Annotated in this window: 5 protein-coding genes, 2 tRNA genes and 3 rRNA genes; 7 read left to right on the plus strand and 3 right to left on the minus strand. The window is 40.9% G+C overall.

The features are described from left to right. Positions 1 to 189: 189 nt before the first annotated feature. From V5M36_RS07675 to V5M36_RS07705, 7 genes are all read left to right on the plus strand, one after another. Positions 190 to 2,082: a bifunctional metallophosphatase/5'-nucleotidase gene (locus V5M36_RS07675; protein ID WP_338563784.1), complete on the plus strand. Its 1,893-nt coding sequence runs from the start codon at positions 190 to 192 to the stop codon at positions 2,080 to 2,082. Between the two features lie 441 nt (positions 2,083 to 2,523). Then, positions 2,524 to 4,061, plus strand: a 16S ribosomal RNA gene (locus tag V5M36_RS07680). Between the two features lie 61 nt (positions 4,062 to 4,122). Continuing rightward, positions 4,123 to 4,199: transfer RNA gene (locus V5M36_RS07685), tRNA-Ile, on the plus strand. Positions 4,200 to 4,248: 49 nt separating this feature from the next. Beyond that, a tRNA-Ala gene (locus tag V5M36_RS07690) sits at positions 4,249 to 4,324 on the plus strand. Positions 4,325 to 4,784: 460 nt separating this feature from the next. Beyond that, a 23S ribosomal RNA gene (locus V5M36_RS07695) occupies positions 4,785 to 7,679 on the plus strand. Positions 7,680 to 7,844: 165 nt separating this feature from the next. After that, a 5S ribosomal RNA gene (rrf, locus tag V5M36_RS07700) occupies positions 7,845 to 7,959 on the plus strand. The 16S, 23S and 5S rRNA genes sit together here with 2 tRNA genes alongside, the layout of an rRNA operon. Before the next feature lie 247 nt (positions 7,960 to 8,206). Next, entirely contained in the window at positions 8,207 to 9,460 is a 1,254-nt protein-coding gene (locus tag V5M36_RS07705) for an esterase-like activity of phytase family protein (RefSeq protein WP_338563786.1), read from the plus strand. A 457-nt stretch (positions 9,461 to 9,917) separates the two neighbouring features. On the opposite strand, the gene V5M36_RS07710 is transcribed toward V5M36_RS07705, so the two are convergent. From V5M36_RS07710 to V5M36_RS07720, 3 genes are all read right to left on the minus strand, one after another. Then, a complete protein-coding gene (locus tag V5M36_RS07710; RefSeq protein WP_445206328.1) occupies positions 9,918 to 10,418 on the minus strand; it encodes a lytic transglycosylase domain-containing protein in 501 nt (166 codons plus the stop codon). Positions 10,419 to 10,910: 492 nt separating this feature from the next. Beyond that, positions 10,911 to 11,855 carry a phosphatidate cytidylyltransferase gene (locus V5M36_RS07715; protein ID WP_338563791.1) on the minus strand — a complete coding sequence of 315 codons (945 nt, stop codon included), beginning with the start codon at positions 11,853 to 11,855 and terminating at the stop codon, positions 10,911 to 10,913. Next, on the minus strand, positions 11,852 to 12,547 hold the full coding sequence (locus V5M36_RS07720; protein ID WP_338563793.1) for a lysophospholipid acyltransferase family protein: 696 nt from the start codon (positions 12,545 to 12,547) through the stop codon (positions 11,852 to 11,854). Before V5M36_RS07720 ends, V5M36_RS07715 begins: the two co-directional genes overlap by 4 nt. Between the last annotated feature and the right edge of the window lie 30 nt (positions 12,548 to 12,577).

Below are 12,577 nucleotides of genomic sequence, written 5' to 3' on the forward strand. Positions count from 1 at the left end.
TAAATCATAATTCAAGCCAACTTAACCATGTTTAAGTTGGCTTTTTTGTTTCTTAAATTAACGTCTTAAATCAAAATATTAGGTTTTAATAGTATATTTTCTTAAATTCGATTTTTGATTGATCTTTCATCATATTTAAATATAGTTTTTATATATTCAATTGAAATTTAAAATAATTGAGTAAAATAAATGAATTTAAGCAATCAAAAAAAAATGCTGGCACTGCTATGTGCGAGTGCGATGCTGGTGGGTTGTAATGATGATGACAATAATTCTTCAAGTGGAACTGAACCTACACCTAAAGCTGTCGAATTAAATATTTTACATATCAATGATCATCACTCACATTTAGATGAAGAAAGTCTCGATTTTAAAATGAATCTCGGGACGGGTGAAGAAAAGTTTAGTGTTGCACGAGGCGGTTTTAGTCGTGTTGCTTCATTTATTAATCAAAGAGCAGCAGAAAGTAGCAATGTATTGAAAATGCACGCTGGTGATGCAATTACCGGCGATTTGTTTTTTAATTTAACCGATGGCAAAGCCGACGCTGATGCAATGAACACGGTCTGTTTCGATAGCTTCACTTTAGGTAATCACGAGTTTGATTCAAAAGATGTAGGTTTGAAGAAATTCATCGACTTCCTTGATGCAGGAAAGTGTGCAAAGCCAACCAAAATACTTTCTGCGAATGTCACTTTTGGTGCCTCATCTCCTCTATATCAGACCAAGCGCGTAGAAAAGTCTCATATTTTTGAGCGAGGTGGTGAAAAGTTTGCTGTGATTGGTTTGACAGTTGCTAAAAAAACTAAAAATTCATCACAACCGAATGCAGATACACTCTTTAGTGATGAAATTGAAACGGCTCAAAAAGAAATTGATCGTTTGAAAGCCAGTGGCGTCAATAAAATTATTCTACAAACTCATGCAGGGTATGATTTAGAGAAAAAATTGGCACAATCATTAACGGATGTTGATGTTGTCATTGGTGGGGACTCACACACTTTGCTCGGGCCAGAGAGCTTGATTAAATATGAGTTAACCCCAGAAGGACCTTATCCAACCCAACTTAAAAATAAAGATGGTGATTTGGTTTGTGTTGCACAAGCTTGGCAATACAGTTATATCGTGGGCGAGTTGAATGTTCAATTTGATCCAGCAGGTAAAGTCACCAGTTGTAAAGGGACACCGCATCTATTAATTGATGATCAATTTAAACGTGGAACAGTCGAAGTCTCAGCAATTGAAAAAACCAATATTTTAAACCAATTCAAAGTTGATCAAGTGCCATTTACTGTAGTTAAGCCGTCAACTCTGACCGATCAAGTACTTGCACCTTATAAAGCACAGAAAAAAGCATTTGCAGAGAAAATTGTTGGACAGGCGACCGATAACTTATGTTCTCGACGTGTTCCAGGGACACAGCGTGATACAGGTCGATCAAGCTTAGGGGATGTGTGTAATCAAAATGAGCATGTAAATCTGCATGGTGGAGATATTCAACAAATTGTTGCAGAAGCATTTTTACAACAAGGTAAAGCCTACTTTGATGCGGATCTCTCCTTCCAAAATGGTGGTGGTGTTCGTGTAGATGTTGCTAAAGGCGATGTTACTGTCAACAATATTTATACTGTATTGCCATTTAAAAATACTTTAGTTCGATTAGATATGACTGGTGCTGAAGTGAAAGCGACATTGGAAGACGCAATGAACGGTGTGTTGGCTGAAGGAAACAGCGGTAGTTATCCTTATACCGGTGGTTTAACTTGGAATGTTGATTTCAATAAAGCGTATGGTCAGCGTATCAGCCAGTTAAAAGTTCGTAATGCATCGGGTGGCTATGAGGCTTTGGATCCAGCAAAAACTTATAAAGTGATTACGATTGATTTCCTGGCCAATGGTTCAGACTATTATACAGCTATGAAAAATGTGACTGGTGAGCGTCGCGAAGATGTTGGTTTAGATTATGCAGAAGCCTTTTTAACCTATGTGCAGTCATTACAAGGCACTGAAGGGCAAAAGCAAATCAATAAATTAAATACTTTAGATTACAGTACCCAATTATTTACTGATGCGCCGAAATAAAAAATATTTCACAGTTTTAAGATAAAAATCTCGCTTTACGCGAGATTTTTATCTTTTATGGGTTCTAAATTGATCAACAAGAGCTGTTTAATTTACTTTTAGATTAAAAAACACTCAGTCGTTATGATTGTGTGAAATAAAGGGTTGCAAGAGTTTTTAAAGTGTATAGAATGCACCCCATACCGACGAGATAGACGGAAACGAACGAAGCACGAAGTGCTGAGTTGTTCAGTTTATTGAAGTCCAGCACTTAATACTGACGAAGTATTAAGAAGATCATTAAGAGATTATGAAGAACAACTTGTGTGGATTTTTACTGGTTGATTGATCGAAATTATTTTCATTGATTGATGGTAGAAATTACTCGAAGTTTATTTGAGAAATATTTGTCAGAAAATTGATGAGCCAAGATTGGTGCCCTTTAAGGCACTAAGCAATATTAAACTGAAGAGTTTGATCATGGCTCAGATTGAACGCTGGCGGCAGGCTTAACACATGCAAGTCGAGCGGGGAAAAGTAGCTTGCTACTTGACCTAGCGGCGGACGGGTGAGTAATACTTAGGAATCTGCCCATTAATGGGGGACAACAGTTGGAAACGACTGCTAATACCGCATACGCCCTACGGGGGAAAGCAGGGGATCTTCGGACCTTGCGTTAATGGATGAGCCTAAGTCGGATTAGCTAGTTGGTGGGGTAAAGGCCTACCAAGGCGACGATCTGTAGCGGGTCTGAGAGGATGATCCGCCACACTGGGACTGAGACACGGCCCAGACTCCTACGGGAGGCAGCAGTGGGGAATATTGGACAATGGGGGGAACCCTGATCCAGCCATGCCGCGTGTGTGAAGAAGGCCTTTTGGTTGTAAAGCACTTTAAGCGAGGAGGAGGCTACTTAGATTAATACTCTGAGATAGTGGACGTTACTCGCAGAATAAGCACCGGCTAACTCTGTGCCAGCAGCCGCGGTAATACAGAGGGTGCGAGCGTTAATCGGATTTACTGGGCGTAAAGCGTGCGTAGGTGGCCAATTAAGTCAAATGTGAAATCCCTGAGCTTAACTTAGGAATTGCATTCGATACTGGTTGGCTAGAGTATGGGAGAGGATGGTAGAATTCCAGGTGTAGCGGTGAAATGCGTAGAGATCTGGAGGAATACCGATGGCGAAGGCAGCCATCTGGCCTAATACTGACACTGAGGTACGAAAGCATGGGGAGCAAACAGGATTAGATACCCTGGTAGTCCATGCCGTAAACGATGTCTACTAGCCGTTGGGGTCTTTGAGACTTTAGTGGCGCAGCTAACGCGATAAGTAGACCGCCTGGGGAGTACGGTCGCAAGACTAAAACTCAAATGAATTGACGGGGGCCCGCACAAGCGGTGGAGCATGTGGTTTAATTCGATGCAACGCGAAGAACCTTACCTGGTCTTGACATACAGAGAACTTTCCAGAGATGGATTGGTGCCTTCGGGAACTCTGATACAGGTGCTGCATGGCTGTCGTCAGCTCGTGTCGTGAGATGTTGGGTTAAGTCCCGCAACGAGCGCAACCCTTTTCCTTATTTGCCAGCGGGTTAAGCCGGGAACTTTAAGGATACTGCCAGTGACAAACTGGAGGAAGGCGGGGACGACGTCAAGTCATCATGGCCCTTACGACCAGGGCTACACACGTGCTACAATGGTCGGTACAAAGGGTTGCTACCTAGCGATAGGATGCTAATCTCAAAAAGCCGATCGTAGTCCGGATTGGAGTCTGCAACTCGACTCCATGAAGTCGGAATCGCTAGTAATCGCGGATCAGAATGCCGCGGTGAATACGTTCCCGGGCCTTGTACACACCGCCCGTCACACCATGGGAGTTTGTTGCACCAGAAGTAGGTAGTCTAACCGCAAGGAGGACGCTTACCACGGTGTGGCCGATGACTGGGGTGAAGTCGTAACAAGGTAGCCGTAGGGGAACCTGCGGCTGGATCACCTCCTTAACGAAAGATTGACGATCGGTAAGAATCCACAACAAGTTGTTCTTCATGAAGATGTATCTGAGGGTCTGTAGCTCAGTTGGTTAGAGCACACGCTTGATAAGCGTGGGGTCACAAGTTCAAGTCTTGTCAGACCCACCACTCTGCGAACTTTACAGATAAAAAGATACATCGATCTATATGATAAGCTGGGGACTTAGCTTAGTTGGTAGAGCGCCTGCTTTGCACGCAGGAGGTCAACGGTTCGACTCCGTTAGTCTCCACCAAATTTCAAGATCATAAAAGCACAGCTTTTACTTGAAATTTAAGCAAGAAGCTACGCTTCGCGCAGTATGTAATCATACAGTGCTGAAGTTGCTTAGTTCCTAAGCGATCAAGTGCTTAGATCCTAGAGATTAACAAGTATAAGCGTTATGATGCGCGGACTTTCTAATCTCTGTGATTTATCACAGTTTCTAGACCTGACGAAGGCTAGAAAAATCATTAACAGAATATATTTGAGTTGAAATAAATTGTTTAAGGCTCAACATTAAATTGACATTTAAATGTGACACGCAAGTGACATGTTTGTATGGAGATAGAATGTTGAGAAACTAGCGATTAACTGAATCAAGCGTTTTGGTATATGAATTAGATTGAAGCTGTACGGTGATTAAATTCACAGTGCGTCAAACTGTAATGTTGAATGTTCTGCTTGTAAGAACAATCGACTGTTTGGGGTTGTATAGTCAAGTAATTAAGTGCATGTGGTGGATGCCTTGGCAGTCAGAGGCGATGAAAGACGTAATAGCCTGCGATAAGCTCCGGGGAGGCGGCAAATATCCTGTGATCCGGAGATTTCTGAATGGGGAAACCCACTTACCATAAGGTAGGTATTGCATGATGAATACATAGTCATGCAAGGCGAACGAGGGGAAGTGAAACATCTCAGTACCCTTAGGAAAAGAAATCAATTGAGATTCCCTTAGTAGCGGCGAGCGAACGGGGAAAAGCCCATTAAGTCATATAAGTTCTAGTGGAATGCTCTGGGAAGTGCAACCGTAGTGGGTGATAGTCCTGTACACGAAAGGGCTTATATGATGATGTCGAGTAGGGCGGGGCACGTGAAACCTTGTCTGAATATGGGGGGACCATCCTCCAAGGCTAAATACTCCTGACTGACCGATAGTGAACCAGTACCGTGAGGGAAAGGCGAAAAGAACCCCTGTGAGGGGAGTGAAATAGATCCTGAAACCGCATGCATACAAGCAGTGGGAGCCGGCATTGCGTCCGGTGACTGCGTACCTTTTGTATAATGGGTCAGCGACTTACATTCAGTAGCAAGGTTAACCGAATAGGGGAGCCGTAGAGAAATCGAGTCTTAATAGGGCGTTTAGTTGCTGGGTGTAGACCCGAAACCAGGCGATCTATCCATGAGCAGGTTGAAGGTTGGGTAACACTAACTGGAGGACCGAACCCACTGTCGTTGAAAAGCCAGGGGATGACTTGTGGATAGGGGTGAAAGGCTAATCAAGCCTGGTGATAGCTGGTTCTCCCCGAAAGCTATTTAGGTAGCGCCTCGGACGAATACCATTGGGGGTAGAGCACTGTTTCGGCTAGGGGGTCATCCCGACTTACCAAACCGATGCAAACTCCGAATACCAATGAGTACTATCCGGGAGACAGACTGCGGGTGCTAACGTCCGTAGTCAAGAGGAAAACAATCCAGACCGCCAGCTAAGGCCCCAAAATTATAGTTAAGTGGGAAACGATGTGGGAAGGCATAGACAGCTAGGAGGTTGGCTTAGAAGCAGCCATCCTTTAAAGAAAGCGTAATAGCTCACTAGTCGAGTCGGCCTGCGCGGAAGATGTAACGGGGCTAAAACTATATGCCGAAGCTGCGGATTTGCAATTTATTGCAAGTGGTAGGGGAGCGTTCTGTAAGCCGATGAAGGTGGATTGAGAAGTCTGCTGGAGGTATCAGAAGTGCGAATGCTGACGTGAGTAACGACAAAACGAGTGAAAAACTCGTTCGCTGAAAGACCAAGGGTTCCAGTCCAACGTTAATCGGGGCTGGGTGAGTCGACCCCTAAGGCGAGGCCGAGAGGCGTAGTCGATGGGAAATTGGTTAATATTCCAATACTTCTGTGTAATGCGATGAGAGGACGGAGAAGGTTAAGTCAGCCTGGCGTTGGTTGTCCAGGTGAAAGGCTGTAGGCATGCATCTTAGGCAAATCCGGGGTGCTCTATGCTGAGAGCTGATAGCAAGCTAGTTTACTAGCGAAGTGGCTGATACCATACTTCCAGGAAAAGTCTCTAAGCTTCAGTTACACAGGAATCGTACCCGAAACCGACACAGGTGGTCAGGTCGAGTAGACCAAAGCGCTTGAGAGAACTCTGCTGAAGGAACTAGGCAAAATGGTACCGTAACTTCGGGAGAAGGTACGCTGTCGACGGTGATAACCCTTGCGGTTTGAGCGGTTGACAGCCACAGAAACCAGGCCCCTGCAACTGTTTATTAAAAACATAGCACTCTGCAAACACGAAAGTGGACGTATAGGGTGTGATGCCTGCCCGGTGCTGGAAGGTTAATTGATGGGGTTAGCGTAAGCGAAGCTCTTGATCGAAGCCCCAGTAAACGGCGGCCGTAACTATAACGGTCCTAAGGTAGCGAAATTCCTTGTCGGGTAAGTTCCGACCTGCACGAATGGCATAATGATGGGGGCGCTGTCTCCAGCAGAGACTCAGTGAAATCGAATTCGCCGTGAAGATGCGGTGTACCCGCGGCTAGACGGAAAGACCCCGTGAACCTTTACTGCAGCTTGACATTGAACTTTGATCTTACTTGTGTAGGATAGGTGGGAGGCTTTGAAGTCGCGACGCTAGTTGCGATGGAGCCAATCTTGAAATACCACCCTGGTAATATTGAGGTTCTAACTCTGCTCCATTATCTGGAGCGAGGACCATGTCTGGTGGGTAGTTTGACTGGGGCGGTCTCCTCCTAAAGAGTAACGGAGGAGTACGAAGGTGCGCTCAGCGTGGTCGGAAATCACGCGTAGAGTATAAAGGCAAAAGCGCGCTTAACTGCGAGACCCACAAGTCGAGCAGGTACGAAAGTAGGTCTTAGTGATCCGGTGGTTCTGTATGGAAGGGCCATCGCTCAACGGATAAAAGGTACTCTGGGGATAACAGGCTGATACCGCCCAAGAGTTCATATCGACGGCGGTGTTTGGCACCTCGATGTCGGCTCATCTCATCCTGGGGCTGAAGCAGGTCCCAAGGGTATGGCTGTTCGCCATTTAAAGAGGTACGCGAGCTGGGTTTAGAACGTCGTGAGACAGTTCGGTCCCTATCTACCGTGGGCGTTGGAAATTTGAGAGGATCTGCTCCTAGTACGAGAGGACCAGAGTGGACGAACCTCTGGTGTACCGGTTGTGACGCCAGTCGCATCGCCGGGTAGCTATGTTCGGAAGGGATAACCGCTGAAAGCATCTAAGCGGGAAGCCTACCTCAAGATTAGATTTCCCTAGGACTATATGTCCTCTAAAGAGCCGTTGAAGACTACAACGTTGATAGGTTGGATGTGGAAGCATAGTGATATGTGAAGCTGACCAATACTAATTACTCGTGAGGCTTGACTATACAACACCCAAACAGTTGGTGTTGTTGATCTAATTGATACAAAAACCTTGATTTAGTGAAAGCTAGTCCTTAAACTGCAACTCAAATATAGTTCTGTTAATAACTCTTTTGGTAGAAAGCTTTGGCATCTAAATAAGACCAATGCAAGTATCCATAAACAGTTGTGCTGGCGACAATAGCAAGAGTGAACCACCTGATCCCTTCCCGAACTCAGAAGTGAAACCTCTTCGCGCTGATGGTAGTGTGGGGTTACCCATGTGAGAGTAAGTCATCGCCAGCTCATTAATTCTAAAACACCCCCAGCCGTTAAGCTGGGGGTGTTTTTTATGCGCGAGATAAAGAAAGAAAAAAGATTAGAAAAGAAAGTTTCTAATAAAGGGTAGACTAATATTAAAACTTCAAAAAATAAAAAGTTGATAATCATATGATATATCAGAAGAAAGTGACATGAATTTGTCATAAAACCTACGTCATTGTGTCACTTTATTTGTGTTTAATGTGATATTTAAATCATTAAAAGATCTATTATGAAAAAATTTTACGGTTCAGTTTTAGCCTTAAGTTTAATGGCCTTGGTCGGATGTAATGATGATTCTGATGACGTAGGAGTGGTTTCTCCTAGTCCTGCTGTCTCAGTTCCAACATTAATTTCTTTTGCAAAATTAAATGTAGCAACTTATGCAGATGGTCCAGAATCAGGTCTTGCAGTTAAAGGTGCCAATGGTATTTTACCACCATTCCCAGGACAGCCTGTACAAGGTTTTTCTGCGGCACTAAAAAATGCAGATGGAACTTATATGGCGATGGCTGATAATGGTTTTGGTGCACAAGATAATTCATCAGATTTTTTATTGCGTATTTATCAAATTAAACCAGATTTTAAAACCAAAGCTAAAGGGTCAGCAGACGTTGAAGTCATGAAATTTATTCAACTACGCGATCCTAATAAATTAGTCCCATTTGAAATTGTAAATCAGAATACAACCGAACGTTTGCTAACTGGCGCAGATTTTGATCCTGAATCATTACAGCGTGAAGCTGATGGTAGTTTCTGGATTGGCGATGAGTTTGGACCATATCTACTTCATTTTGATAAAGACGGAGTTTTATTAGATGCTCCAATTGCTTTGCCAAATCCTTATGTTAAAGATCAAGAATTAAGATCTCCACAAAACCAACTGAATAAAGAAGCAGTTAATTTTGTAGAACCGTTAGTTCAGCGTAGTGGTGGTTTTGAAGGTATGGCAATTTCAAAAGACGGGAAGTACTTATATCCTATTTTAGAAAAACCATTGAGCAATGATAAAACAGGTAAGTTGATTATTTCTCAATTTGATTTAAAAACTAAAAAATATACTGGACAATACTACCTATTCACTCTAGATACTAAAGCAACGGCGATTGGTGATTTTCAGCTTTATAGTGAAAATGAAGGCGTAATTATTGAACGTGATGATAGTGAAAATAACTTAGGAGGGCATAAGAAGTTAATCAAAATATCGTTTAATGGATCAGGCAAAGATGTAGCACGAGAAGAAATAGTAGATTTGATGGATATCGCGAATCCAGATTTACTTTACGGTACGCCACGTGAAGGTGATATTGCTACAGGACAACGTTTTGGTTTTCCATTCCAAACGATTGAGGATTTAATTATTGAAGATGCAACGACATTAACGATTTTTAATGACAATAATTTCCCCGGATCATCTGGTCGTAACAAAAATCTAGCTGATGATAATGAAATCATTCAGATTAAATTGCCAAAATCACTCTATTAATTTCTATATATTTTATATTAATGACTGTTATTTAGACTTAATTTATAGAAAATAAAGAAGAGACTTTAGATTGGTTATATTTAATGTCTCTTCTTTTTTATATTTTTTAAAATTTACACGATATAATAATTTATGAATATTAAAAATTCATACTGTAGAATTAACTCGATTGTTTATCATAATTCGTTGATAAATATTGATTTTAAAGATAATAAAAATCTATTAAGTCAAAAGTAGATTTATTTCAAAAGTCATTATTCAAATAATAGACTCATCATGAGTAATTCCTCATCCTAACCTTCTCCCAAAGGAGAAGGGATTTTTACATATCATTTTATGGCCAATCAATAATCATTTTTCTACTTATGAAAGAGATCTAGTGTAAATCATAGAATTAAAATAAAGCTCAATTTGAATAATGGAGCTTTACTTTAGAATGAATTTAACAGTAAGAAAATTATAATGCGCCTTTTAAATCATTTTTACGTGATTTAACTTGATTGGCATATTTTTTACCTTGTCGCTTCATTTTTCGATTGGTATTGTAGCCTGTTGGACCAACATTATAATAAGCTAAAGCTTTTTTCCAGCTTCCTGCAGATTGATTATATTTAGCTAAAATAAATGTACCACAGTTGATATTAATGTTCTCTTGGAAAAGATCACCTGGACAGGTTTGTTGCCAGTAACGCGGCATAACCTGTGTCAAACCGACTGCTCCTGCAGAGGAAACAACATGACTACGATAACTGGACTCTTGTTGAATCATCGCTGCAAGTAATAAGGGATCAACATCATACCGTTGTGCACTTTGTACAATCATTGGTGATACACGATTGGCAGTTGCTGGAGAAACGGAGTATGCTTTTTGAATGCCATTGGATAGTTTTGCTGCTCTCTTTTGAACAGAACCACCACCAAGTGAAGAACATCCTGTAAAGATGAGCACACTACCTATCAAAAGGATTGTTTTCAATGAAAAAAAAGTTGAAGGTTTATTATTTGCTTTAATAAGTGAAAAATGGTGTTTATTCAACAAAATATAATCCAAAATTTAACTGTAATATACGCAAAGATGTTAATTAGCAATGCACTGAGGGTCAAGTATATACTCACGCAATAATGGGTGATTTTGTAAATCTTATGTGTTTTCTCATTTTTATACCTAAAAAAGTAAAAGCTCAATCAGAGCGATTGAGCTTTCACTTTTTTAGGCATCTTTATGTATCACTTGAGTCGTATTACACATATTGATGATGAAACTTAGAATATTTGTTTAGTGTTTCTAGAACTTCCTGTTCTTCATATCCATAGAATAGGTTAATTTTAAAATATCAAAAATAAAGTTTTTCTACTGATCGTGTACGCTTAAATCTACAAATGATGTCCGTTAATGCTTCATTAATATACAGCTGAAATTCAGGTTTAGGATATTTAACTTCATAAAAATCTAAGACCACCAATAGCGTAAAATATGGAAAAAAATGGGTGCAGAGAAACATATGGAGTCGATACGATCGAGCATTCCACCATGACCATGAATCAGCTGACCCCAATCTTTAACGCCTCGGTCTCGTTTAATTGCAGACATCACCAATCCACCAAAGAAACCAAAAATACAGACAATAAAGCCAATAAAAGCAGATTCTAAATAAGTAAAGGGTGTTAGCCAAGACATTGCAACACCAAGGGCAGATGCCAAAACGATACCGCCGACTAAACCTTCTATGGTCTTTGAGGGCGAAAGAATAGGCGCAATTTTATGCTTACCAAAAATTTTACCGCAGACGTATTGCAGTACATCGGAGGCTTGAACAACCATAATTAGCCAAATAGCAAGCCATATAGGTTCACCATCAAAATTTTTCAATTTTAAATTGAGTAGTGCAGGAACATGAGAAATACAGAAGACACTGATCATGAGTCCCCATTGAATCTTTGCACTACGCTCTAAGAAATGTGTTGTATCTTCTTGTTTTAAACTGGCGATCGGAATAAGTAAAAACACATAAAGCGGAATAAATAGTGAATACAGCCCATACCAGTCGATATAAACCAAATAATACTGATAAGGGATGACGAAATAAAATGCAATCAACAGTGGAAAATAATCACCACGTCGAGTGGGCAATAAACTAATAAATTCTCGTAATGCAAAGAGAGAAATCAACGCAAATAAAATAATAAATGCAATATTACCTAGAAGGATCGCTGTACCAATAACAATCAGCATGACCCACCAAGCATTGATACGAGCATTTAAATTGTCTATAACAGGTGCAGATGACGTTCCTGCTTTTTGTTTTAAAATATATCCAACCGTTGAGGCAAAAACCAAAATAGCCGAAAAAATTCCAAAGAGAATATAGGTTTGGTGAAGGTTGTTGAGTGTCATTGATTTTCGACCTCTTTTAATTTTAGTAACTCATTTTGGGCATAATTTAAAAAAGCCACTTTATCTGTATGTTCATTCTTATTTAAAGGTTTTCCAAACACCACAGTGGATAATAATGGTAATGGAATAATTGCGCCTTTAGGCATGACACGTTTTAAGTTTGAAATCCAAACCGGAACTACTTCAACATCGGGAAATTGTTGAGATAAATGAAACAGCCCACTTTTAAACTCTAAAAGATCAACATCATCTTCTAAATTACGTGTGCCTTCGGGAAAGAAAATAATAGAATACTCTTGAGCCAATACATCCTTTACAGGTTGTAGAGGATCATTCTGTCCTTCTCGGTTTCGTTGTATGGTGACACCTGAAAAAGTATCTTGGATTAAAAAACGTCTAAGACGATCTTTCATCCAGTAATCCGAGGCTGCAATTGGCCGTGTTTTTCTTCTAATATCCGTTGGTAAAGATGACCATAATAAAATGAAGTCGATATGACTATTATGGTTAGCGTAAAAAATACGTTGCTTATGTTCAGGTTTACACCCCAGCCAAATGCTGCGTGCCCCAGTCAATAACCGGGCACTTCGACGTGTGATAAATGCAATAAACCGTCCACATAGATCGACGATGATATTTTTCTTTTTGAGCAAAATTTTTTGTTTCTTCTGCTCTTGAATCGCATATTTCATTGAAATCGGGCTCATTTATAATTTATGGAT

This window comes from Acinetobacter sp. KS-LM10 (assembly GCF_036896575.1).
GTDB lineage: Bacteria > Pseudomonadota > Gammaproteobacteria > Pseudomonadales > Moraxellaceae > Acinetobacter > Acinetobacter avistercoris.

Bases quoted from the DNA above. Each gene is read 5' to 3' on its own strand.
- V5M36_RS07720 (WP_338563793.1), bottom strand. From the start codon at position 12,547: ATGAAATATGCGATTCAAGAGCAGAAGAAACAAAAAATTTTGCTCAAA.
- V5M36_RS07705 (WP_338563786.1), top strand. From the start codon at position 8,207: ATGAAAAAATTTTACGGTTCAGTTTTAGCCTTAAGTTTAATGGCCTTG.
- V5M36_RS07715 (WP_338563791.1), bottom strand. From the start codon at position 11,855: ATGACACTCAACAACCTTCACCAAACCTATATTCTCTTTGGAATTTTT.
- V5M36_RS07675 (WP_338563784.1), top strand. From the start codon at position 190: ATGAATTTAAGCAATCAAAAAAAAATGCTGGCACTGCTATGTGCGAGT.